Source organism: Streptomyces sulfonofaciens, assembly GCF_014656295.1.
GTDB lineage: Bacteria > Actinomycetota > Actinomycetes > Streptomycetales > Streptomycetaceae > Streptomyces > Streptomyces sulfonofaciens.
Genome location: NZ_BNCD01000015.1, coordinates 167,940 through 190,299 on the forward strand (window position 1 = coordinate 167,940; position 22,360 = coordinate 190,299).

Below are 22,360 nucleotides of genomic sequence, written 5' to 3' on the forward strand. Positions count from 1 at the left end.
GCAGGGGCCGCGGGGCCGTGACCCCGCGGGCTACGGGGTCACGGGGCGTGGGGCGGCTCCCCGGCCGCCGGGTCCCGGAAGGCGACCGGTGCCTCGAACGCCGCACGGCGGGTGGCCCGGCGCAGCGCCCTGAGGACGGGCCCGCCGAGCGTCAGGGTGAGGACGACCGTGAGCACCGCACGCCCCAGGTCCCAGCCGAGCGAGGTGGCCGCGCAGTAGGCGAGGAAACGGGCCAGGTTGCGACCGAGCCCGGCAGCCGGGTCGAAGGCGACGCCCGACGCGAGCGCGCCCATGAACGGCCAGCCCGACAGGTTCATGATCGTGCCGTAGGCGAGGGCGGCGAGCGAGCCGTAGGCGGAGAGCATCACAAGCTCACCGCGCCCGCGCAGCCGGTCGGGCGCCGGAAGCAGGCCCGCGCCCATCGTGAACCACCCCATCGACAGCATCTGGAACGGCATCCAGGGCCCGACGCCACCGGTCAGCAGCGCGGAGGCGAACATCGTCACGGACCCGAGCACGAAGCCGAAGCCCGGGCCCAGGACCCGGCCGCTGAGCACCATCAGGAAGAACATCGGCTCGATCCCCGCGGTGCCCGCGCCGAGCGGCCGCAGCGCCGCACCCGTCGCGGCCAGCACGCCCAGCATCGCCACCGCCTTCGCACCGAGCCCGCTCTCCGCGATCGCGGCCGCGACCACCGCGACCAGCAGCACGAGCACGGCCGCGAACAGCCACGGCGCGTCCTGCGCATGCGCGTTGACCTGCGCGGTGGGCCCGGCGAGCAGGGGCCACCCGAACCCGGCCACCCCCACCGCGGTCACCAGCACCAGTGCCGCCACCGACCGCGGTCCCAGCCGTACCACCCGGGGCCGCGGCGCGCCGCCCCGCGTCACCCGCCGTCCGTGCGCGGGGCGCGCGTCACCCGCCGTCCGCGCCGTCCGCGCCGTCCGCTCCCCGCGGTCAGGGCGTCCAGGGCGCTCGTGGCCCCCTGGACGGTCCGCCGCGCCGGTCATATGAGCGCGTCCGCGACCTGGGCCACCGTCAGCCACGGCCCCGGGGCGAGGACCTTGGCCACCTGCGGGGCGAAGGACGGGGAGGCCACCACGACGTCGGCGGTGGGCCCGTCGGCCACGACCTCGCCGTCGGCCAGGATCACCACACGGTCGGCGAGTTCGGCGGCGAGTTCCACGTCGTGCGTGGCCAGGACGACCGAGTGCACGGTGCCGGCCTGCCCGGGGCCGCCGGGCGGGGCCCCTCCTCCCGCCTCCGTGCCGTGCCCGGTCAGCCGCCGCAGCACCCGGACCAGGCGGGCCTTCGCCGCGTAGTCCAGGCCGCGGGTGGGCTCGTCGAGGAGCAGCAGCGGCGGGCGCGCGGTGAGCACCACGGCCAGGGCGAGCGCGAGCCGCTGCCCCTCCGACAGGTCCCGCGGGTGGGTGCCGTCCGCGAGGCCGGGCAGCAGTTCCGACACCAGCGCCCGGCAGCTTCCCGGTGCCGCCTGCGCGTCGTGGTCCGCGGCCGCGCACTCCGCCGCCACCGTGTCCGCGTACAGCAGGTCGCGCGGCTCCTGCGGGACCAGGCCGGCGTGCCGGATCAGCTCGCCCGGCCCCGTGCGGTCCGGCCGTAGGCCGCCCACGCGCACCGAGCCCGCCGCCGGCTCGACCAGTCCCACCAGCGCGGACAGCAAAGTCGACTTGCCGGCGCCGTTGCGCCCCATCAGCGCGACGGTCTCGCCGGGCGCGATGGACAGGTGCACGCCCCGCAGTGCCTCCACCCGCCCCCGGCGCACCACGAGCCCGTCGACGTCGGCCACCCGGCGCTGCGCCGGCACCTCCCTCGACGGATCACGACCCGGCCGGCCCCTGCCGAGGCCCGGCAGCCGGAAGCGGCCCGCTCCAGGGCGCGCACCGCGGCCGTCCGCGGTGCGGGCGGTCCCGGTCTCACGCGCCGTCCCGGAACGCGCCGGTAGGGCCCCGCCCGTGGCCGTGCCGGGGCAGGCGGCCGCATCCGGTGCCGTACCGGGCCCCGGTGCCGTGCCGCCGGCCGACGCGGGCCTGCGGCCCGTCCGCGCCGCGCCGCCGGCCGCCCCCGCCGCGGCGGCCAGCCGCTCCCTGAGCCGCGCCGCGCGGCGCCGCGCGTCACGCACAGTCAGGGGCAGCGGGTCCCAGCCCGCGATCCGGCCGAGGCCGACCACCGGCGGGAACACCGGCGAGCGGGCCATGATCTCTGCCGGGGGCCCCAGCACCGGGGCCGCGCCGGGCCCCGGCAGCAGCATGACCTGGTCCGCGTACTGCACCACGCGTTCGAGCCGGTGCTCCGCCATCAGCACGGTGGTGCCGAGGTCGTGCACGAGGCGTTGCAGGACGGCGAGCACCTCCTCGGCGGCGGCCGGGTCGAGCGCGGACGTCGGCTCGTCCAGGACCAGCACCGCCGGATGCGGCGTCAGGACGGAGCCGATCGCCACCCGCTGCCGCTGCCCGCCCGAGAGCGTGCCGATCGGCCGCTCGCGCAGGGCGGCCAGGCCCAGCAGGTCGAGGGTCTCCTCCACCCGCCGGCGCATCACGTCCGGCGCGAGGCCCAGCGACTCCATGCCGTACGCCAGCTCGTCCTCCACGGTGTCCGTGACGAAGTGCGCCAGCGGGTCCTGCCCGACGGTGCCGACCACGTCGGCGAGTTCACGGGGCTTGTGGGTGCGGGTGTCGCGCCCGGCCACGGTGAGGCGGCCGTGCAGCGTGCCGCCCGTGAAGTGCGGCACGAGCCCGCTCACCGCGCCGAGCAGCGTGGACTTGCCGGCCCCGGAAGGGCCGACCAGCAGCACCAGCTCCCCCTCGGGCACGGTGAGGTCGACCCCGCTGACGGCCGGCGCCGGGGCGCCGTCGTAGCGGACGGAGACGTCCTCGAACCGGATCACGGTCTCTCCTTCCGGGGAGCGGGCACATCGGCGGCGGGGCCGTCGGCGGCGGGCGCCGGACCCGCGGGTGGTGCCGGGGCCGGGGGCGGCGCCGGGGCGACGGCCGCGGGGAGCAGACCGAGGAGCACGGCCGCCGCCGGCCACAGCGGCAGGGTGGGCGCGGCCGGCGGCACCACACCGGGAGCGAGCGCGCCCGGATCGAGTGCGGCGGCGCGGATCATCAGGGCCGCGACCACCGCGCCCGACCCGGCCACCAGCCAGGCCCTGGCGCCCCAGGCATCGGGCCGGTAGCGGGTGCGCACCGAGCGGCGCCCGCCCAGCCACAGCCCGCCGAGCGCCGCGAGGACCCCGGCGAGCAGCACCGGCAGGGCATAGCCCGCGCCCTCGGCGGTCAGCAGCCCGTAGGTGCCCGCGCAGACCCCGAGCAGCCCGCCGAGGGTCAGCGCGGCCGTGGTCCTGCGGACGCCGGCCGAGACCGCGGCGGTCCTGCCGTAGCCGCGCGCGTCCATCGCCGCGGCCAGCGCCACGGACCGTTCCAGTGCGCCCTCCAGCACCGGCAGCCCCACCTGGAGCAGCCCGCGCAGCCCGCTGTCGGGCCGCCCGCGCAGCCGCCGCGCGGACCGCAGCCGCTGGACGTCGGCCACCAGGTGCGGCGCGAAGGTCATCGCCACCACCACCGCCACCCCCACCTCGTACAGTGCGCCAGGCAGCGACTTGAGCAGCCGGGCAGGGCTGGCGAGCGCGTTCGCGGCGCCGACGCACACCAGCAGCGTGGCCAGCTTCAGCCCGTCGTACAGCGCGAACAGCAGCCCCTCCGCGGTCACCCGCCCGCCGATCCGCACCCCCTGTGCCCAGCCGGGCGACGGCACCTGCGGCAGCGTCAGCAGGACGTGCGTGCCCGGGATCGGCGAACCGAGGAAGACGGCGAAGAAGAGCCGGATCGCCAGCACCGCGAACGCCACCTTCACGAACGCCCCGTACGAACGGGCCCAGGGGGCAGCGGTCCTGCGTACCGCGACCACATACCCGGCGACGGCCGCCAGCAGGCCGAGCAGCAGCGGGTTGGTGGTGCGCGAGGCTGCGGTGCCGAGGCCGATGGCCCACAGCCACCACGCCCCGGGGTGCAGCGCGTTGCCGCGGTGCGCCGCGGACGGGCGCCAGCCGGACGGGCGGCCGCGTGCGCCCGCCCGGGGCCGCCCGGCGCGCTCGGCGTGCCCGGTGGCGGCCCGCGCGGCCTGCACACGTCCGGTGGAGCGGGTCATGACCGCAACCCTCGCCCGGTCAGTCGCGCCGCCGGCGGGCCTGCCAGACGGCGGCCACGCCCAGCAGCGCCACGGCGCCGACACCGACGACGACACCTGCGGACGGTATGTGGTGGCCCGGCGCGGATGCGGCCGCAGCCGACGAGGACGGATGCGCACGCGGCCCGCCGGCCGGCCTGGTGGCGGGGACCTGCTCGCCGCAGCCCGAGCGCGGATAGCCGGCGATCGCGCACAGCAGCGCGTGGCTGTCGTAGCGCAGCGGCTTGGCGACCGCCGCCAGCGCCTCGGCGCTCGTCGCGTCCGGGCCGAGCCGTGCGCATGCGGTGCGCGGCGCCGGCGGCGTCTCGCCCGCGGGCGCGTCGGCCGCGGTGCCGGGGTCGATCACGAGGGCGACGCGCTTGGTTCCGGGCTTCGCCGGCGTCCCCGAGCAGATCGCGGCGAAGCCGCCCGCGCCGCGCGGCTTCGCCGAGTTCTGCGAGTCCTCGCTCACCGAGAACCGGAACCCCTGCACGTCGCCGTCCGAGGGGCGGGTCACCGACGGCCCCTGCGCGGCGTACGTCCACCCGCCGCCGTCCCGCTCCCAGAACGACCAGTACCGGTACCCGGCGGCCCGCGCCGCCCCCGCGTCCGCGAGGCCCGCGGCGGCCAGCGAGCCGAGCAGGGCGAGCAGGAGCAGCAGGCGGGCACCGGTCGGGTGCGCGGCGGCCCGCGGCGTCATGGCCTGCGCCTCGTGCGCGTGCTGAGCAGCAGGCCGCCGCCGATGCCGGCGACCAGGCAGACCCCGACCACCCACCAGGTTCCCGGGCCGCCCGCGCCGCTCTTGCCCGCCGGCTCGCGGGAGTGTCCCGCGGGGCCCGCGGCGGGCTCCGCGGGCGCCGGGCCGGTCGCGTTCAGGGCGCGCACCAGGTCGGTGCCGCCGAAGTGCCGGGGGTCGGTGCCGGTGGCGTGCGCGGCGAAGATGAGCTGGGCGTAGGCGGCGGGGCCGGTCCGCTGCGCCCATGTGCCCGCGTGCTCCGCCAGCCAGTCGGCCGCCCGGCGTGCCGTACCGGTCCGGCCGGCCGCGGCGAGGGCCACGACGGCGTCCGCCGTGTTGCCGTAGTCGGGACTGTCGGCCGCGCCCGCCAGCGAGGCGACCAGGTGCGGGGTGCGCCTGAGCAGACCGCTCAGGTAGCCGGCGCCGTTGACAGCCGCCTGACGTGCCGTCAGCGCGCTGCCGTCCTTGCAGCCGGTCCCCTGTCGCGCGGCCGCCGGGCCCCCGCTCACCACCTGTCCCCGGCCGAACCCGCCCAGCACGCCCGCCGCGGTGGCGTCCGCATTGGCGGCGAGCTTGCCGGACTGCGCGTCCCGCAGCCCGAAGCCGCCGCCCTTCGCGCAGGGCAGGGCGAGCGCGGGCAGTGCGTCGTAGGCGGACTTGCCGCCCTTGGCGGACCGCACGTCCGCGGGCCGCTCGCCGGCGGCGGCCAGCGCGCCGACCACGATGCCGGTGGAGTTGGCGTCGCTGGGCAGGCCGGGCGTGTAGCCCCAGCCGCCGTCCGCGTTCTGCGCCGACCGCAGCCAGCGCACCGCCCCCTCGACGCTGGCACGGTGCCCGCCGAGCGCGGCCAGCGCCTGGACCGCGGCCGCCGTGGAGTTGCTGTCCACGGCCGTCTTCGCGGTGCAGTCCCGGCCGGTGTCGCTCCGGTACGCGGCGAAGCCGCCGTCCGCGCACTGCTGCCCGGTCAGCCAGCCGACCGCCCCGGCCGCCGGCCGCACCCCGGCGGTGTGCTGCGCGAGCAGCGCGTACGACTGCCGGAACACCCCGTCGTAGGTCGGATCGGAACGGCCGTACAGCCCGGCCGGCGGCGACGGTGGAGCGGACGTGGCGCCGGACGGCGGCGCGTCGTCGGCGACCGCGGCCGGGACGGCGGGCAGCGCGGTCGCGACGGCGGCTGCCAGGACCGCGGCACTGCGGCGAACGTTCATGTCGGCGGGGCCCCTCCCTGCGGGGAGCCGGGCGCCCGGGCGCTGCGGCACCCGTGCTCCGGCTCCGTGAACCTCGACGGTGCCGGCCACCGGGGGACCGATGGCACGAGCCGGTCACGGCCGGGCGAGGCGGTCCGGCCCACCGCCGTGGCGGCGCACGGATCGGCGTCTTCCCCGCCCGGGCGGAGCCGGGCGCTCGGGAAACGGCCGGCGCCGGACACGTACCGGCGCCCCCTCACCCGGCGTGAGGACGACGTCCCACTCTACCGGCAGCCTCCGGGCACCCGGCCGGGCGGCGCGCGTGCACGCCCCGGACGCCACCGCGCCCGGCGGCCCGTGCGGTGGCGGCCGTGCCGGACGACCTGTGCGGCACCCGGCCCGGCGGCCCGTGCGGCGGCCGTACGGCGCCCGGTTCAACCCCGCTGCGGGCCGGCCGGTTCGGAGGGGGCGAGCAGCCGGCAGACGGTCTCCAGGTCGGCGCGGACCTGGGCCGTCGCGGCACGGCCGGAGAGCCAGGCGATCAGGGCCGCGTGCCAGGTGTGCTCGATGACCCGGACCGCGGAGAGCTGGCCGGGCGCCGGGTCGCGCTCCTCGCCCATCGCGTCCAGGATGATCGCGGTGGTCCTGCGGTACACCTGGTCGACCTCGGCGTTCACCGAACGGTCCGCGAAGGTGAGCGCGCGGACCATGGCGTCGGCGAGGTACGGCTCGCGCTGTAGCGCCCGGAAGGCCCGCATCAGCGTCTCGGCGACCCGTTCCGCGGGGCTCCCGCCGCCGGGCGGCCGCCGTCGGAGCGCCGCGTGCAACTGGTCGAGGCGGTCCTGCATGGTCGCCACCAGCAGGTGCACCTTGGACGGGAAGTAGCGGTAGAGGGTGCCGAGCGCCACTCCGGACTCCTCGGCGACCTCACGCATCTGCACCGCGTCGAAGCCGCCGAGCCCGGCCAGCCGCGCACTGGCGCCGAGGATGCGGCGGCGCCGCGCGGCCTGTCGCTCGGTCAGCGGCGCGGGAGCCGCGGCCACCGTGTCTGCCTCCGCTGTCATATGTCCCGCTCCGTGACGGTCCTCGACGGTCATCCGGGCACGCGGCGGCGCTTCCCGGATCTGTGCTCCGTCAACGTATCCACGGCCTGCGCCCCCGCGCTGCCACCCGGCGCACGCGTCGCGCGCCCCGGCCTCGCCGCGCCGGTCGCGCCGGGCCCGCGGCCGTGGCACGGATCACCGCCGCCGCCCCGGGACGACGGGCCTACCTGCCGGTAGATTTGGGCCGGACGATCAAGTCTGAAACTTGTTCTAGATTACCGCCCACGCGTAGTCTCGCCGTGGAGTGCCATGAGAAGGGGGCCAGGAGTGACCGCTGACGCCGATGAGGCGGGGCTTCCGGCGTCCGGGAGAGCGCAGGACGGCCCCCGGCCGGGCCCGGCGGCAGACGGCGGACGCCCGCTGCGTATCGCGCTCCTCACCTACAAGGGCAACCCCTACTGCGGCGGCCAGGGCGTGTACGTGCGCCACCTCTCGCGTGAACTCGCCCGCCTCGGCCACCGCGTGGAGGTCATCGGCGCGCAGCCGTACCCCGTGCTCGACCGCGTGGAGGGGGCGACCGGCGCGGGTGGGCCGACCCTGACCAGGCTGCCCAGCCTCGACCTCTACCGCCAGCCCGATCCGTTCCGCACGCCCGCGCGCGAGGAGTACCGCGACTGGATCGACACGCTGGAAGTCGCGACGATGAAGACCGGAGGCTTCCCCGAGCCGCTGACCTTCTCCCTGCGCGCGGGCCGCCATCTGCGCGCCCGCCGCGGCGACTTCGACGTCGTGCACGACAACCAGACGCTGGGCTACGGCCTGCTGGGCGACCTCGGCGCACCGCTCGTCACCACCATCCACCACCCCATCACCGTCGACCGGCGCCTTGAGCTGGACGCGGCGGACAGCAGGCTGCGCCGGGCCTCGGTGCGCCGCTGGTACGCGTTCACGCGGATGCAGGGCCGGGTCGCGCGGCGGCTGCCGTCCGTGCTGACCGTCTCCGGGTCCTCGCGCCAGGAGATCGTCGAGCACCTGGGCGTACGTCCTGAGCGGATCAGCGTGGTGCACATCGGCGCGGACACCGACCGCTTCTCGCCCGATCCCTCGGTGCCGCAGGTGCCGGGCCGGATCGTGACCACCTCCAGCGCGGACGTCCCGCTGAAGGGCCTGGTCCACCTCGTCGAGGCACTCGCCGAGGTCCGCGCCGAGCACCCCGCGGCCCATCTGGTCGTGGTCGGCAAGCGCGCCGAGGACGGCCCGGTGGCCGGTGCCATCGAGCGGTACGGCCTCAAGGACGCCGTCAGCTTCGTCAAGGGCATCACCGACGAGGAGCTGGCCGACCTCATCCGCGGCTCCCAGGTCGCCTGCGTGCCCTCCCTCTACGAGGGCTTCTCCCTGCCCGCCGCCGAGGCCATGGCGACCGGCACCCCCCTGGTCGCCACCACCGGCGGCGCCATCCCGGAGGTCGCGGGACCGGACGGCGAGACCTGCCTCGCGGTGCCGCCCGGCGACGCGCCGGCGCTCGCCGCCGCGCTCGGCCGGCTGCTGGACGACGCCGGGCTGCGCGCCAGGCTCGGCGCGGCGGGCCGCGCCCGGGTGCTGGCCAGGTTCACCTGGGCGCGCGCCGCACAGGGCACGGTGGAGCGCTACCGGGAGGCGATGGACCGCGCGGCCGCCGGACGGTCGTCGCGCGCGGTCCACCCCGCGCAGCGCTCCGGTCCGGCCCGCCCAGTCCGGCCCCGCGTCCCGCAGCCGCCCGCTTCCGCGGCCGGGCGGGCGGGGCCGGCGCAGCCCGCCGCCGTCCAGCCGGCCCCCGCCCACCCCCACACCGACTCCGGCCGTCCCGCGGCCACCGGGACGCCCTCCGGGAGCAACCACTCATGCTGACCGTCGACTTCACCCGCTTCCCGCTCGCCGCGGGCGACCGCGTGCTCGACCTGGGCTGCGGCGCGGGACGGCACGCCTTCGAGTGCTACCGGCGCGGGGGGCGCGTGGTGGCACTCGACCGCAGCGCGGACGAGGTCCGCGAGGTCGCCTCGTGGTTCGCGGCGATGAAGGAGGCGGGCGAGGCCCCGGCGGGCGCCACCGCCACCGCAATGCAGGGCGACGCGCTCGCGCTGCCCTTCCCCGACGAGTCCTTCGACGTCGTGATCATCTCCGAGGTGATGGAGCACATCCCGGACGACAAGGGTGTGCTCGCGGAGATGGTGCGGGTCCTGCGGCCCGGCGGCAGGATCGCCGTGACCGTGCCCCGGTACGGCCCCGAGAAGGTCTGCTGGACGCTCAGCGACGCCTACCACGAGGTCGAGGGCGGCCACATCCGCATCTACAAGGCCGACGAACTCCTCGGCAGGATCCGCGAGGCCGGTCTGAAGCCCTACGGCACCCACCACGCGCACGCGCTGCACTCGCCGTACTGGTGGCTGAAGTGCGCGTTCGGGGTGGACAACGACAAGGCCCTGCCGGTGCGCGCGTACCACAGGCTGCTGGTCTGGGACATCATGAAGAAGCCGCTGGCGACGCGGTTCGCCGAGCAACTGCTCAACCCGGTCGTCGGCAAGAGCTTCGTGGCCTACGCCACCAAGCCGCACCTGCCCGACACCGGGGTGTGAGCGCGGTGCGCCGGCCCGAGAAGACCGAGCGCCTGGCACTGCCCGGCGTGCTCACCGGGCAGCAGGCCGCCGCCACCGTGCGCGCCCTCCTCGCCGTCCAGCGCCCGGACGGCGCCATACCGTGGTTCCGCGGCCACCACCTCGACCCCTGGGACCACACCGAGGCGGCCATGGCCCTGGACGCGGCGGGCGAGCACGGCGCCGCCGCCCGCGCCTACGACTGGCTCGCCCGGCACCAGAACGAGGACGGCTCCTGGTACGCGGCCTATGCCGACGGCGACGCGACCGAGGTGGCGGACCACGGCCGGGAGAGCAACTTCTGCGCGTACCCCGCCGTCGGCGTCTGGCACCACTACCTGGCCACCGGGGACGAGCGGTTCCTGGACCGGATGTGGCCCGTGGTGCGCGCCGCCGTCTCCTTCGTGCTGGAACTCCAGCAGCCCGGTGGGCAGATCGGCTGGAAGCGGGAGCCGGACGGGAGCGCCTGCACCGACGCGCTGCTCACCGGCTCCGCATCGATCCACCACGCCCTGCGCTGCGCCCTCGCCCTCGCCGGGCAGCGCGGCGAGCCGCAGCCCGACTGGGAGCTCGCGGTGGGCGCGCTGCGGCACGCCGTGCGGTGCCACCCGGAGCACTTCCTGGACAAGGGCCGCTACTCGATGGACTGGTACTACCCCGTACTCGGCGGCGCCCTGAGCGGGGCCGAGGCCCGCTCCCGGATGGCGGAGGGGTGGGACCGCTTCGTCGTCGCCGGCCTCGGCGTGCGCTGCGTGGTGCCCAACCCCTGGGTGACCGGCGGCGAGTCCGCGGAACTCGCCCTGGCGCTGTGGGCGATGGGCGAGCCGGCGCGCGCCGTGGAGATCCTGCGCTCGATCCGGCACCTGCGCGACCCGGCCTCGGGCCTGTACTGGACGGGCTACGTCTACGCGGACCAGGCGGTGTGGCCCGAGGAGCTGACCACCTGGACCGCGGGAGCCGTGCTGCTCGCCGTCGCCGCACTCGGTGGCGACGAGGCGACCTGCGCGGTCTTCGGCGGCGCGGACCTGCCGGCCGGACTCGACCCCCAGTGCTGCGCGCAGGGTGTCCCGGACGGCTGAACCGCCGGGCCGCCCGGGTGCACCGGGACACGCGCCGGCGCAGGCCGCCGTGCGCCGAGAGCAGGGCCCGCGGCGCGCGCCGGTGCGGTCAGTGCCGGTGGCGGTGCAGGCGGTGGGCGACCGCGTGGCCCACGAAGAGGTAGACCACGGCCGCAAGGCCGTAGCCGGCGACCACGCGCGCCCATGCCTCGTCGAACGTGAAGAGGTCGTGCGACCAGCCCGCGAGCCAGTTCGCGGACTCACGGACGAGCTGGACCAGGTCGTTGCCGCGGTTCGCGTCCAGCAGGTACATCAGGATCCACAGACCGAGTATGAGGGCGAAGACGTCCGCAATGATCGCTATGACCGTCCCCGCCTGGTCCGAGCCGTTACGATATCTAGACATGAACATGAGGGTTGCCCGCCCCCGCGGGGCGAAACCCTGACGCCCGGTCACCGCGCGGACCCGCACACGAGCACGGCCCCCGTTCCGGGGAACGGGGGCCGAAGCGCTCTCGACAGGACGCCGGCGACGGGACGCTCCGGCCGCGCGGCGGACGGAGCCCGGTCGATCCGGACTCAGCCGCGCTGGATGCCTGTGGTGTCCTGGAGCACGCCGCGACGGCCGTCCTGCGTCTGCGCCACCAGGCCGGGGCCGCGCTGCTCCACCGCCAGGTACCAGGTGCCGGGCGCCAGCTCGGCGATCGGGGTCGGCGAGCCGTCCTCCGCGTAGAGCGGGCGCTGCACCGGCACCGCGAACCAGAACGGCGAGAAGTCACCGGGGGAGGGGGCGCCCTGCGTCTGCTGCGGGGCCTGGGCCTGGCCCTGGGCCTGCGGCTGGGGCTGCGGCTGCGCACCCTGCGGCTGGGGCTGCGCACCGTAGGGCTGCGGCTGTCCGGGGCCCGGCTGGCCGCCGTACGAGGGCTGGGGGCCGCCCGGGTAGCCGTACCCGGCGCCCGGCTGCATGCCGTACGGGGCGCTGACCGGGCGCGGGGCGCCGGTCAGCGGCGCCTGGAGGGCGGCGACCAGCGGGGTGGCGACCGCGGCGGCGGCGAGGACCAGGGCGGCGATGAGACCGAGGATGAGACCGGCACCGGCGTCCACGTTGTCGAGGTCGACGATCGTCCAGAACATCACCCACGCCACCAGGATGGTGAACCCGACGCCGAGCTGACCCAGTTCCAGGCCCGCGACCTTCCGCGGCTGGGGCAGGGAACGGCTCACGACGATCAGTGCCGCGCCGATGACACCGCCCATGTAGACACCGAGGCCGTTGCCCAGACCGTCCCACGCGTTCGGGACGTCGCCGCTGTAGCCCGAGGGTGCCGAGTAGTAGTCGAGGAACGAGGCGATGAACAGCAACACCGCTGCCGCGATCACCACGCCGTCGCCTCGCTTGAGGGAGCGGAAATTCACTTCAGGTCCTTCGTCAGTCGTCTCATCGGTCGCTGGTGGGCGTCGCTGTCGCTCGTCACTCGCGGTGGCAGGTCTCGGGGGACTGCGGTGGCCGCGGGGTTGCGAAGCGCGGGGGTGGCCCCCCATCGTAGGGGCGACACTATCGTCATCATGGTGAAGGTGTCTGCCCGGTCATGGGCTTGTGACCTCACCCGTGCAGGAAACTCATGATTCCCTCAGAGATGCCCTGCGCCGCCTTCTGCCGCCACGCGCCGCTCGTCACCTCGGCGGCGTCGTGCGTGTCGCGCATGTTGCCGCACTCGATGAACACCTTGGGCACCCGGGACAGGTTCAGCCCGCCCAGGTCGGCGCGGACGTCGAGGCCGGTGCCGCCGCCGATGTAGTTGGAGGGGGCGCTGCCGGTGGCGTGGGCGAAACGGCCGGCGACGCGCTCCCCGAGCTCGCGGGACGGCCCCGTGATCGCCCGGGTGTCCGCCCGGCCCTCGTGCACCGGCGCGGGCAGGATGACGTGGAAGCCGCGGTCCCCGGCCGGGGCGCCGTCGGCGTGGATGGAGATCGCGGCGTCCGCGTGCGCCGTGTTGCCGATCCGGGCCCGCTCGTCGACGCAGGGGCCGAAGGCGCGGTCGCCGTCCTGCGTCAGGACGACCTCGGCGCCCTGCTCCTCCAGCAGCGCCCGCACCCGTCGTGAGACGTCGAGGGTGAACCGGGCCTCCGGGTATCCGGCGTTCGTGGCCGTGCCCGTGGTGTCGCACTCCTTGGTGCCGGTGCCGACGTCCACCTTGCGGTTGATCTCGTCGGGGTGCCGGTAGTTGTCCGGGTTGTGGCCCGGGTCGATCACGACGACCCTGCCGGCCAGGGGTCGCGCGGCCGTGTGCCCGGGAGCGCCGGCGGGGGGCTTGCCGTACGCCCGGCCGGGACCGCGGTCGCCGTAGGGCGTACCGGGCGCGCTCCGCGCGGTGGCGGCGCTCGGCGGGGGGCCGTCCGCGGGCGTGCCGTGCGGCGCCGGTCCGTCCACGGCCCGCCAGACGAGCCAGCCCACCAGGGCCACGGACAGCAGCGCAGCCACCGCCACGGCCGGCGCACGCCGCGGCGGACGGGAGCCGTCGGCCCCGTAAGGATCGCGGCCGGGACTCATGGGGGACACGGTCCGACTCTAGACCGCGGCCCCGGCCGCCTGCTCGGCGGTGCGCAGCACGCGCAGCGAGCGGACCGCCGCGACCTCGGCGAAGGCACCGGAGTCGAGGGCCCGCCGGTAGATGCGGTACGGGGCCCGGCCGCCGTCCGCGGGATCCGGGAACACATCGTGGATGACCAGCAGGCCGCCCGGTGCGAGATGCGGCGTCCAGCCCTCGTAGTCGCCCCTCGCGTGCTCGTCCGTGTGGCCGCCGTCGATGAAGACCAGGCCGAGCGGCGCCCGCCAGAGGCGCGCCACCTGCGGCGAACGGCCCACGACCGCCACCACGTGGTCCTCCAGACCGGCCTTGAACAGCGTCCTCCGGAAGACGGGCAGGGTGTCCATGCGTCCCACCCCGGGATCCGGATCCACCAGCTCCGGATCGTGGTACTCCCAGCCGGGCTGCTGCTCCTCGCTGCCCCGGTGGTGGTCGACCGTGACCGCGGTGACGCCCGCGGCACGGGCCGCGTCGGCCAGCAGCAGGGTGGAGCGGCCGCAGTAGGTGCCGACCTCCAGCAGCGGGAGCCCCAGCGCCGCGGCCCGGCACGCGGCCGCGTACAGGGCGAGCCCCTCGTCGAGGGGCATGAAGCCCTTGGCCGCCTCGAAGGCCGCGAGCACCTGCGGCGCGGGGTGCGGCACGGGTGCCGGCGGAGCGTGCACCGGCCGCTCGGACACCGGCGCGGGCTCGACGGCCATGGGTTCCTCCAGCTCGGGGGCGTACGTCGGCACGGGCGGTTGCGCCCGTTGCGCAGGCCCGCGCCCATGCTGCCGTACGCTCCCGCGGCCGGTGGCGGCGGGGGCGTGGCGCGGCGGACGGCCGGGCCGGGAGCCGGCGGCGGTGTCATGGGCTTCGAGGATGCAGATGAGCTTGTTCAGCTTGCACTGGCCGATGATGTTGGAGACGTCGCTCGCGTTGTTCTGGGTCCAGCGGGCGCCGGTGCTCAGCACGATGCGGGCGCTGTTGGCGCCGAGGGCCCTGATGTCCTTCAGCGACTGGGTGGTCCTGTCGGCGTACCAGGCGTGGGCGGCACTGACGCCCCGCAGGACGAAGGCGCTGCCGTTGCCCTCGACCAGCTTGCCACCGCTGATGTGCAGACCGGTGGCGGCGGGCGCGGCACCGCTCGCCGCGGCTGTCTGGACGGGGCCGAGGGCGGCGAGGGCGAGTCCGGCCAGGGCGGCGAGCGCGGTCGGCAGGCTCCGGATGCGGCGGCGCGGGCCCTGGCCTAGTGTCGGTGTGCCACCTGTGGGACGGTCGTGTTCCACCGGCACGACCTGGAGAGACCCATGGCCACCGCTTCCCTGCCCGCCCCCGTCCGCCGGGCCGTCGACGCCGCCAACAACGGGGACACCGACGCGTTCCTCGCCGCCTTCGCGGAGGACGGCGCGGTGAACGACTGGGGACGTGAGTTCCGCGGGCACGACGCCATCCGGGGCTGGAGCGACGAGGAGTTCATCGGCAAGCAGGTGACCCTGGACATCACCGGCACCCGGGCGGACGGCGACACCGTCACCGTCAGCGCCCAGGTCGGCGGGAGCGGCTTCAACGGCCCCTCCGACTTCGCCTTCATCGTCGAGGGGGACCGGATCGGCCTGATGAGGATCACCGGCTGACCGTTCCGTTCGCGGGACGGCCCGTCAGGCCCGGGTGCACCGGGTCAGGACCGCGGCGGTGGACTCACCGGAAGGCGGTGCGCTCGCAGCCGCCGACCGCCGACCGCGACCGCCGACCGCCGGCCGCGGTCATGTCAGGGGCCTGGCGGCCGGCCGTGGCGTGCGGCTGCGCGTCGCTCACCCGCACGAGCCGCGGGGCCGGCCCCGGGCCGGGCCTGACGGTGGCCCGGGGCGCCCGCGGCCCTTGCTCAGGAGCCGCTGCGGGGACGTTCGAGCGTGGCGGCGGCCTCCTGGCGGGGTGCGGGGACCAGGGCCGAGAGGGGGAGGTCGACCTCCACGGGGCCCGCGTGGCCCGAGTACGTGGCCGCGGAGGCGCGCGGCGCATGACCGCCCGCCGTCGCGGCGAGCACGTAGGGGCCGGGGGCGGGCACGGTGAGGACGTAGCGGCCGGCCGTGTCGGTGAGCGCGGCGCCCGCCTGGCGGCCGCGGCCGTCGATCAGCGTCACCTTCGCGCGGGCCACGGGCGAGCCCGCGGCGTCGAGCACCCGGCCGTGGAAGCCGCAGCTTCCGCGGCGCGGGACGTCCGAGGCCGGCCGTGTGTCCGCGGCGTGCGGCGCGGTGCGGACGGGCACGGCGCCGACCTGCGCCCCGGGAGCCGCGACGGAGGCGGCCGCGGGTACCGGCTGCGGCGCGGCGGTGCCGGTGGCGCCGGGCACCGCGGTGTCGTCCGACGCGGCGCGCAGGTGCGGCTGCGGGGCCACCCGGCGGCGGGACGGCAGGAACACCGCCAGGACCAGACCGCCGGCGACCGCACAGGTGGCGATCAGGAACGACACCCGGAAGCCGTGCATCGTCGGCACCGCGATGCCGTCCGGCGTCACGTTCGCCGTACGGGCCAGCACCATGCCGATGACGGCGCTGGAGACCGAGGTGCCGATGGAGCGCATCAGGGCGTTGAGGCCGTTGGCGGCGCCGGTCTCCGACGGGTCCACCGCACCGATGATCAGGGCGGGCAGCGAGGAGTACGCGAGCCCGATGCCCGCGCCCACCACCACCGAGATCACGACGGTCTGCCATGCCTCGCTCATCAGGCCGAGCCCGGCGCCGTAGCCGATGCCGATCACGAGCATGCCGAGGAGCAGCGACATCTTGGGCCCGTAGGCCCTTGAGAGCTTCGCGTACAGCGGCGCCGTGAGCATCATCGTCAGCCCGAGCGGGGCCACGCAGAGACCGGCGACCACCATGGACTGGCCGAGGCCGTAGCCGGTGGCCTTGGGCAGTTGGAGCAACTGCGGCAGGACCAGCGAGATTGCGTAGAAGGCCACGCCGACCATGATCGAGGTCAGGTTGGTCAGCAGCACCTCGCGCCGTGCCGTGGTGCGCAGGTCCACCAGCGGGGCCTTCATCCGCAGCTCCATCAGGCCCCACAGGAGGAGGACCGCGACGGAGGCGCCGAACAGGGCGAGGGTCGTCGGCGAACCCCATCCCCAGTCGCTGCCCTTGGTGACGGGCAGCAGCAGGAGTATCAGGCCGGCGGAGAGCCCGAGGGCGCCCGCCAGGTCGAACCTGCCGCGGGCGCGCACCGCCGACTCCGGCACCATCAGCAGCGTGAGCAGGATCGCCAGCACGCCGAGCCCGGCGGCGGTGAAGAACAGGGCGTGCCAGTCGAAGTGCTGGGCGACCAGCGCGGCACCCGGCAGCGCCAGGCCACCGCCGACGCCGATCGAGGAGCTCATCAGCGCCATCGCACCGGGGAGCCGCTCGCGCGGCAGTTCGTCCCGCATCAGGCCGATGCCCAGCGGGATCGCGCCCATCGCGAAGCCCTGGAGCGCACGGCCGGCGATCATGATCAGTAGCTGGTCGGTGAAACCGCAGATCAGCGAGCCGATCACCATGACGGCGAGGCTGGCGAGCAGCATGCGCCGCTTGCCGTACAGGTCACCGAGACGGCCCATGATCGGGGTGGCCACGGCGCCGGCGAGCAGGGTGGAGGTCATGACCCAGGTGGCATTGCTCGCCGAGGTGCTGAGCAGGGTCGGCAGGTCCTTGATGACCGGCACGAGCAGCGTCTGCATCACGGCGACCGTGATGCCGGCGAAGGCGAGGACGGGGACGATGCCGCCGCGGCCGTCCCGGTGCTTCCCCGGGTCCTCGGGAAGTCCGGACACGGGAACGGCGGTCAGGGGGGCCGCCGTTCCGGGGTGCTGGTCGGTCGTCGGGGTCATTCTGTGCGGCCTCCAGGGCAGGAGTGGGAGGGCTGACGCCGGATGGCGCGGAGCGGTCGGTCGTGCGGTCGGTCGTCGGGTTGCGGCGGTTCGGCGCCGCGGGCCGCGGTGCCCGCGGGGTCGCGCGCCCGCTGCCGTGGCGTGCGGGGCCGGTGCGGTCCCGCGGGTTCGTGCGTGCGCCCGGCGCGGCCCTGTGCTGTGCGACCGGGACGCGCGGCGGTACGTGGCACATGAACTTACCTGCGCCGTGCCATATTCCGAGGAACATCGTACGAACACCAATCTTGACCTGTTCGTGACACTCCGGTCCGTCGTATGCGGGGGTTTGCATGGCACTCGGAGAGCGGGCCGGTCCGGGCCCGAGCGGGTGCACCGCTGGTCGGCGCGCACCGCGGCCGGCGGTTGCGATGAGGGATGGTGCGGGTGAGTCTGGAGGTGTGTCGTATGACTTTCGAGGCCGGTGGGGGACCGGGGCAGACAGGTCGTCACTCATACGGCGAAATCCCGACGGGGGTCCTGAGGCCCGTGCAAACATGACCCGCATGCTCAGAGTCGCTGAAGCCCCCCCACTCACCCACCGCACTCCAGCCCCGACGTGGCTTGTCGTACTCGCCGCCTGCGCGGGGGAGTTCCTCGTCGTCCTCGATGTGTCCGTGGTCAACGTGGCGCTGCCCTCCATGCGGGCGGACCTGGGGCTCAGCGCGTCAGGGCTCCAGTGGGTCGTGAACGCCTACTCCATCGCCTTCGCGGGCTTCATGCTGCTCGGCGGCCGTACCGGCGACGTCTTCGGGCGCAAGCGCATGTTCCTCGTGGGACTCGCGCTGTTCACGCTGGCCTCCTTCGCGGGCGGTCTCGCCCAGGAGGGCTGGCAGCTCCTCGCCGCCCGCGCGGCCCAGGGCCTGGGCGCCGCGGTGCTCGCGCCGGCCACGCTGACCATCCTCACCTCCGCCGTCCCGGAGGGTCCGGCGCACGCACGCGCGATCGCGACGTGGAGCGCGGTGGGCGCGGGCGGTGGCGCCGCGGGCGGCCTGGTCGGCGGGCTGCTGACCGAGACGCTGTCCTGGCGCTGGGTGCTGCTGATCAACGTGCCGGTCGGCGCGCTGGTACTGGCCGGGGCCGCCCGCTGGGTGACCGAGAGCAGGGCAGGCGGTACCCGCCGCCTCGACCTGCCGGGCGCGGTGCTGGTCACCGCGGGCACCGCCGTACTCGCGTACGGCATCGTGCAGACCGAAGCGGCCGGCTGGACGGCCCCCGCGACCCTGGTACCGCTGATCGCGGGACCGCTGCTGCTCGCCGTGTTCCTGCTGGTGGAGGGGCGCACCCGGGTGCCGCTGATGCCGCTGCAACTGTTCAGGCTGCGGTCGGTGGCCGCCGCCAATGCCGTGATGTTCATCTGCGGCGCCGGCATGGTGTGCATGTGGTTCCTGATGACGCTGTACGCCCAGAACGTCCTGGGCTACACCCCGCTGGACGCCGGGATCGCCCTCGTCCCCAGCTCGGTGAGCGTGATCGTGGGCTCCAAGGCGGCGCCCCGGCTGATGCGGGCACTGGGGGCCAGGGACGTCGCCGTACTGGGCATCCTGGTCGCCGTGGTCGGGTTCGCCTGGCAGTCGACGATGCGGGCGGACGGCTCGTACACCACCTCGATCCTGCTGCCCGGCATCGTGATGATGTTCGGCGCGGGCCTCTCGACGACCCCGCTCGCCGCGCTGGCCACCTCCGGCGCCGACCCGGACGACGCGGGCCTGGTCTCCGGCCTGGTCAACTGCTCCCGCACGCTCGGCGGCGCGATCGGCCTCGCCGTGCTGTCCACGGTGGCGGCGTCCCGTACGGCCGGCGGCTCCGATCCCGAGGCCCTCACCGCGGGCTACGCCCTGGCCTTCCGCTGCGCCGCCGTGATCCTGGTCGCCTCGGCACTCGTCATGCTGCTCTGGATGCCGCGGCGCACCCAGCACCCGGCGGCGGCCGGCGAGGTCGGTACGGAGTAGTCCAGCGGGCCGCCGCCCGGCACCACCCGGCCGGTGCCGCGCCGGGTGGTGCCGAGCCGGCCGGTGCCCGGTCTCCCGGACGGGGACCGGGCGGTGCGGCCGGGCCGAGCCATGCGGCGGCGTCGGGCACCGGCTCGCCGGTGATCCCCTGGTCGTCCGCCGGCCTCCGGTCGCGCCCGGTGGTGTCCGGTCGCGCCGGTGCGTCAGGCGGCCCCGGCGGGCCTGAGCGGATCCCGCGTCACAGCCACCCCTGCTGGCGTGCCTCCCGTACCGCCTCCATCCGGTTGCGGGTACCGGTCTTGCCGATGGCCGACGACAGGTAGTTGCGCACCGTCGACTCCGACAGGTGCACCTTCGCCGCGACATCCGCGACCGTCGCACCGTCCGCCGAGGCGACCAGCACCTCGCGCTCGCGGGGCGTGAGCGGATTGGGGCCCGCACTGAGCGCGGCCGCGGCCAGCGCCGGGTCGACCACCGTCTCGCCGGCGAGCACCCGACGGATCGCCGCGGCCAGCTCCTCCACCGGGCCGTCCTTGACGAGGAAGCCCGCCGCGCCCGCCTCCATGGCCCGCCGCAGGTAACCCGGCCGCCCGAACGTCGTCAGGATCAGCACGCGGCACTGCGGGCACGCCGTGCGCAGCTCCGCCGCCGCGTCCAGACCGCTGCACCCGGGCAGTTCGATGTCCAGCAGCGCCACGTCAGGCCGCTCCCGGGCCGCTGCCGCCACGATCGCGTCACCGGCGGCCACCTGCGCGACGACCTCCATGTCGTCCTCCAGCCCGAGCAGCAGGGCCAGCGCGCCGCGCATCATCCCCTGGTCCTCGGCGAGCAGGACCCTCGTACGTCGCACGCCGGAGTCCCCGGGCGGATGGGCGGTCATGGGCAAGAGGGTACGGCGGGGTGCTCGGGGCGGCGCCGCTCGGGCCACGCCTCGCCCGGCACCCGCACCACGACGCGGCCCACGCGCCGCGAACCCGTCTGCCGCCGCACCCCGCCGTCTGCGGCGGAACCCGCGTGCCGTCTGCGGCGGAGCCCCGTGTCGTCTGCCGTGGAACCCGCGTGCCGTCTGCCGCCGTACCCTCGCGCTTGTCGTGTCCTCCCGCCGTCCCCTGCCGCCCCGCACGCCGACGTCCCGTACGTGGCCGCCCTGCCGCCGCGCCCCTAGTGCCGCCGCGCCGCCGTGCCGCCGCGCCGTCCGGCGTCCCGGCCGGATCGCCGTCCGTTCGGGGCGCCGAGCGAACATTTCTGGCCTATGCTCCTCAATACCGGAGATACCTGCTCGTACCGGTGGAGCGTCGCCGGCGGCGGGCAGGCGTACACGCGGGCGCTGCGGGAGGTCGGTATGCGGGTCGTGGAGGCACTGCACCGGGCGGGGGTGCGCAGCAACCACCTGCACATGGCGTCGCTCGGCTCGGTGCTGCTGTGCATCGGCTTCTGGACCAGGGCCAAGGGCCACGACCAGGACGAGCGCGGCAACGCCGAGCGCCGTGCGCTCTTCGTCGGTCTGTGGCCTCCCATGTTCTGGCTCATCGGCCAGTCCGTGGCGGAGTACGAGTAGCCGCCCGCGCGGCCCGCCGTGACGTACTGCGGTTTCCCGAGCGGCCGCGGCGCGCCGCCGAGGGGGCGGGCGCATGCTGCGTGAGCGCCGTCTGTACCGCGCCCGTGCCGCCGAGGCCCTGCGCGCCCTGGCCCTGCTCGACGTCAACGACGCTCCGCCGACCGGGCCCGCGCCGTCCTGGAACGCCGGCTGGAGCCTGGACGAGCTGCGGTGCACGGTGGCCAGGGAGCCACCGGGCGCCCCCGTCCCCGGCGGCGCCTGGGAGATCGCCTGCCGTCTCGTGCACGACTACCAGTTCGCGGAGCCGCGCATCCTGCGCGCCCTCTACCGGCGCGGCGATGCGCTGCCGGGCCGTGACATGCTGCTGGAGGGGCGCTTCCTGGGACTCCGCTTCGACATGGGCGTCCGGGTCACGTCACTGGTCGACGGGACGCAGGGCTCGGGCGCGGCGGCCCGGCGCGTATGGGGCTGGGGGTACCAGACCCTGGAGGGCCACCTCGAGGAGGGCGAGCTGACCTACCTGGTCGTCAAGCACCTGGGCAGCGGAGAGGTCGAGTTCCGCATCACCGGCCGCTCGCGCCGCGCCCCGATCGCCAACCCCCTGGTCAGACTGGGCTTCGTGATGTTCGGCCGGTCGACCCAGCACCGGTTCCTGCGGGCGGCCGCGCAACGCCTGTGCCGGCTGGTCCACGCCGAGCTGCACGGCGCGCCCGCCGCCCGGGTGGAGACCGTGCCGGGCGACCCAGGCGTCGCCGTCGCCCCGGCCCGGCACCTCCTCACCCCGGCCCCGCACCTCAGCAGCCGGTGGCGGCGCGGCAGAAGCTCTCGGGGATCGCGCGCGTGACGACGGTGACCCCGCCCCGCGTCCGGCCACCGGAGAACTTCGCGACCCGCAGGCAGAAGTGCACCCACATGTTGAACTGGATCTCCTTGGCCATCTTGAGCCTGCTGTACAGCAGGTCGGCCCACCGGTCCCCGCCGCGCGACCATGCCTCCACCTCGAAGACCAGCGCGTCGTCGTCGGCGGCCGTGCGGAACTCGATCTGCCCGGCCTCCAGATGTCCCTGGAGCGTCGCGAAGCGCAGCGACGTGGCGTCCCGGTGCACCACGCGCACCGGACCGTCCCAGGGGCCCGGCATCTGGACGCGGTACTCGTCGCCGACCTCCGCCGTGCCGGGCCTTCCCGCCGTCTTGTGGAACACCGCGGCGGCGGACGGAGCCGCACGGTTCACGTCGGCCGCCACCGCGGACATAAGCTGCTCGGGTGCCATCGCGCTGCCCTCGACGCGGACCGTGAACCGCCGGTGGAACAGGGGGCCCGCGCCGTCGGCCAGGAGCTTGCTGCATTCGTCCACGAGCTCCGGCGGCAGCGGCGCCGGCAGATCGCTCCGGTCACCGCGCGCCTCGGTGCGGTGCAGTGCCGTGACGCGCCAGACGTAGCGCCAGGTGACCAGGGCGATGCCGGCGGGAAAGCGGAGCAGGACGCCCACCCGCCGTCTCATCGGCGGCCGCCGCGGCCGGGCGGTGACCGGTGCACTCACGTTTTCAG

Annotated in this window: 20 protein-coding genes; 7 read left to right on the plus strand and 13 right to left on the minus strand. The window is 75.8% G+C overall.

Annotation, left to right across the window (positions count from 1 at the left end):
* Positions 1-38 precede the first annotated feature (38 nt).
* From IE313_RS23745 to IE313_RS23770, 6 genes are all read right to left on the minus strand, one after another.
* Positions 39-1,010 (minus strand): ECF transporter S component, encoded by a 972-nt coding sequence (locus tag IE313_RS23745; RefSeq protein ID WP_189935569.1) that lies wholly within the window; start codon positions 1,008-1,010, stop codon positions 39-41.
* Complete coding sequence (locus IE313_RS23750; protein ID WP_189935571.1) at positions 1,007-2,905, minus strand: ABC transporter ATP-binding protein; 1,899 nt, start codon at positions 2,903-2,905, stop codon at positions 1,007-1,009. The genes IE313_RS23745 and IE313_RS23750 overlap by 4 nt, the downstream gene beginning before the upstream one ends.
* The gene (locus IE313_RS23755; RefSeq protein WP_189935573.1) at positions 2,902-4,167 is read right to left on the minus strand and encodes an energy-coupling factor transporter transmembrane component T; all 1,266 of its coding nucleotides are present in this window, start codon (positions 4,165-4,167) and stop codon (positions 2,902-2,904) included. The genes IE313_RS23750 and IE313_RS23755 overlap by 4 nt, the downstream gene beginning before the upstream one ends.
* 19 nt (positions 4,168-4,186) lie before the next feature.
* Complete coding sequence (locus tag IE313_RS23760) at positions 4,187-4,885, minus strand: SCO2322 family protein (RefSeq protein WP_189935575.1); 699 nt, start codon at positions 4,883-4,885, stop codon at positions 4,187-4,189.
* Complete coding sequence (locus IE313_RS23765; protein ID WP_189935576.1) at positions 4,882-6,129, minus strand: SCO2321 family membrane protein; 1,248 nt, start codon at positions 6,127-6,129, stop codon at positions 4,882-4,884. The genes IE313_RS23760 and IE313_RS23765 overlap by 4 nt, the downstream gene beginning before the upstream one ends.
* 413 nt (positions 6,130-6,542) lie before the next feature.
* On the minus strand, positions 6,543-7,172 hold the full coding sequence (locus IE313_RS23770) for a TetR family transcriptional regulator (RefSeq protein WP_189935578.1): 630 nt from the start codon (positions 7,170-7,172) through the stop codon (positions 6,543-6,545).
* A 306-nt stretch (positions 7,173-7,478) separates the two neighbouring features.
* On the opposite strand from IE313_RS23770, the gene IE313_RS23775 reads away from it, so the two are divergent.
* Genes IE313_RS23775 through IE313_RS23785 form a run of 3 tightly spaced genes read left to right on the plus strand, consistent with a single transcriptional unit; the run spans position 7,479 to position 10,860 of the window.
* Complete coding sequence (locus IE313_RS23775; protein WP_229924883.1) at positions 7,479-9,038, plus strand: glycosyltransferase family 4 protein; 1,560 nt, start codon at positions 7,479-7,481, stop codon at positions 9,036-9,038.
* Positions 9,032-9,763 (plus strand): class I SAM-dependent methyltransferase, encoded by a 732-nt coding sequence (locus tag IE313_RS23780; RefSeq protein ID WP_189935582.1) that lies wholly within the window; start codon positions 9,032-9,034, stop codon positions 9,761-9,763. The genes IE313_RS23775 and IE313_RS23780 overlap by 7 nt, the downstream gene beginning before the upstream one ends.
* Positions 9,764-9,768: 5 nt before the next feature.
* Positions 9,769-10,860: a prenyltransferase/squalene oxidase repeat-containing protein gene (locus IE313_RS23785; RefSeq protein ID WP_189935680.1), complete on the plus strand. Its 1,092-nt coding sequence runs from the start codon at positions 9,769-9,771 to the stop codon at positions 10,858-10,860.
* Between the two features lie 88 nt (positions 10,861-10,948).
* On the opposite strand, the gene IE313_RS23790 is transcribed toward IE313_RS23785, so the two are convergent.
* The 4 genes from IE313_RS23790 to IE313_RS23805 all read right to left on the minus strand — a co-directional run bounded on the left by IE313_RS23790 (position 10,949) and on the right by IE313_RS23805 (position 14,125).
* Positions 10,949-11,245: a hypothetical protein gene (locus tag IE313_RS23790; RefSeq protein WP_189935584.1), complete on the minus strand. Its 297-nt coding sequence runs from the start codon at positions 11,243-11,245 to the stop codon at positions 10,949-10,951.
* A gap of 173 nt (positions 11,246-11,418) precedes the next feature.
* Positions 11,419-12,255, minus strand: coding sequence for a DUF5336 domain-containing protein (locus tag IE313_RS23795; RefSeq protein ID WP_189935585.1), 837 nt, complete (start codon positions 12,253-12,255; stop codon positions 11,419-11,421).
* A gap of 187 nt (positions 12,256-12,442) precedes the next feature.
* Positions 12,443-13,390 carry an N-acetylmuramoyl-L-alanine amidase gene (locus IE313_RS23800; protein WP_189935681.1) on the minus strand — a complete coding sequence of 316 codons (948 nt, stop codon included), beginning with the start codon at positions 13,388-13,390 and terminating at the stop codon, positions 12,443-12,445.
* A gap of 18 nt (positions 13,391-13,408) precedes the next feature.
* Entirely contained in the window at positions 13,409-14,125 is a 717-nt protein-coding gene (locus tag IE313_RS23805) for a class I SAM-dependent methyltransferase (protein ID WP_189935682.1), read from the minus strand.
* Between the two features lie 588 nt (positions 14,126-14,713).
* Between IE313_RS23805 and IE313_RS23810 the strand changes: the two genes are divergently transcribed.
* On the plus strand, positions 14,714-15,040 hold the full coding sequence (locus tag IE313_RS23810) for a nuclear transport factor 2 family protein (RefSeq protein WP_189935587.1): 327 nt from the start codon (positions 14,714-14,716) through the stop codon (positions 15,038-15,040).
* Between the two features lie 248 nt (positions 15,041-15,288).
* Here IE313_RS23810 and IE313_RS23815 read toward each other — a convergent pair whose 3' ends face one another.
* A complete protein-coding gene (locus tag IE313_RS23815) occupies positions 15,289-17,265 on the minus strand; it encodes an MFS transporter (RefSeq protein WP_189935589.1) in 1,977 nt (658 codons plus the stop codon).
* 542 nt (positions 17,266-17,807) lie between these two features.
* Between IE313_RS23815 and IE313_RS23820 the strand changes: the two genes are divergently transcribed.
* Complete coding sequence (locus IE313_RS23820) at positions 17,808-19,253, plus strand: MFS transporter (protein WP_189935591.1); 1,446 nt, start codon at positions 17,808-17,810, stop codon at positions 19,251-19,253.
* Between the two features lie 238 nt (positions 19,254-19,491).
* Here the strand turns inward: IE313_RS23820 and IE313_RS23825 are convergent, their stop codons facing one another.
* Positions 19,492-20,133, minus strand: coding sequence for a response regulator transcription factor (locus tag IE313_RS23825; RefSeq protein ID WP_189935593.1), 642 nt, complete (start codon positions 20,131-20,133; stop codon positions 19,492-19,494).
* A gap of 372 nt (positions 20,134-20,505) precedes the next feature.
* Here IE313_RS23825 and IE313_RS23830 point away from each other — a divergent pair, with 372 nt between their 5' ends.
* The gene (locus tag IE313_RS23830; RefSeq protein WP_229924885.1) at positions 20,506-20,811 is read left to right on the plus strand and encodes a hypothetical protein; all 306 of its coding nucleotides are present in this window, start codon (positions 20,506-20,508) and stop codon (positions 20,809-20,811) included.
* 73 nt (positions 20,812-20,884) lie between these two features.
* Positions 20,885-21,655, plus strand: coding sequence for a DUF1990 family protein (locus IE313_RS23835; protein WP_189935595.1), 771 nt, complete (start codon positions 20,885-20,887; stop codon positions 21,653-21,655).
* Here IE313_RS23835 and IE313_RS23840 read toward each other — a convergent pair.
* On the minus strand, positions 21,606-22,352 hold the full coding sequence (locus IE313_RS23840) for a DUF1990 family protein (RefSeq protein WP_229924886.1): 747 nt from the start codon (positions 22,350-22,352) through the stop codon (positions 21,606-21,608). The genes IE313_RS23835 and IE313_RS23840 overlap by 50 nt on opposite strands.
* Positions 22,353-22,360: the final 8 nt, after the last annotated feature.

Excerpts from the sequence above, each read along its gene's own strand:
- IE313_RS23830 (WP_229924885.1), top strand. The coding sequence starts at position 20,506 with ATGCTCCTCAATACCGGAGATACCTGCTCGTACCGGTGGAGCGTCGCC.
- IE313_RS23765 (WP_189935576.1), bottom strand. The coding sequence starts at position 6,129 with ATGAACGTTCGCCGCAGTGCCGCGGTCCTGGCAGCCGCCGTCGCGACC.
- IE313_RS23745 (WP_189935569.1), bottom strand. The coding sequence starts at position 1,010 with ATGACCGGCGCGGCGGACCGTCCAGGGGGCCACGAGCGCCCTGGACGC.
- IE313_RS23760 (WP_189935575.1), bottom strand. The coding sequence starts at position 4,885 with ATGACGCCGCGGGCCGCCGCGCACCCGACCGGTGCCCGCCTGCTGCTC.
- IE313_RS23805 (WP_189935682.1), bottom strand. The coding sequence starts at position 14,125 with ATGGCCGTCGAGCCCGCGCCGGTGTCCGAGCGGCCGGTGCACGCTCCG.
- IE313_RS23815 (WP_189935589.1), bottom strand. The coding sequence starts at position 17,265 with ATGACCCCGACGACCGACCAGCACCCCGGAACGGCGGCCCCCCTGACC.
- IE313_RS23755 (WP_189935573.1), bottom strand. The coding sequence starts at position 4,167 with ATGACCCGCTCCACCGGACGTGTGCAGGCCGCGCGGGCCGCCACCGGG.
- IE313_RS23825 (WP_189935593.1), bottom strand. The coding sequence starts at position 20,133 with ATGACCGCCCATCCGCCCGGGGACTCCGGCGTGCGACGTACGAGGGTC.
- IE313_RS23790 (WP_189935584.1), bottom strand. The coding sequence starts at position 11,245 with ATGTCTAGATATCGTAACGGCTCGGACCAGGCGGGGACGGTCATAGCG.
- IE313_RS23780 (WP_189935582.1), top strand. The coding sequence starts at position 9,032 with ATGCTGACCGTCGACTTCACCCGCTTCCCGCTCGCCGCGGGCGACCGC.
- IE313_RS23810 (WP_189935587.1), top strand. The coding sequence starts at position 14,714 with ATGGCCACCGCTTCCCTGCCCGCCCCCGTCCGCCGGGCCGTCGACGCC.
- IE313_RS23800 (WP_189935681.1), bottom strand. The coding sequence starts at position 13,390 with ATGAGTCCCGGCCGCGATCCTTACGGGGCCGACGGCTCCCGTCCGCCG.
- IE313_RS23835 (WP_189935595.1), top strand. The coding sequence starts at position 20,885 with ATGCTGCGTGAGCGCCGTCTGTACCGCGCCCGTGCCGCCGAGGCCCTG.
- IE313_RS23770 (WP_189935578.1), bottom strand. The coding sequence starts at position 7,172 with ATGACAGCGGAGGCAGACACGGTGGCCGCGGCTCCCGCGCCGCTGACC.
- IE313_RS23820 (WP_189935591.1), top strand. The coding sequence starts at position 17,808 with ATGCTCAGAGTCGCTGAAGCCCCCCCACTCACCCACCGCACTCCAGCC.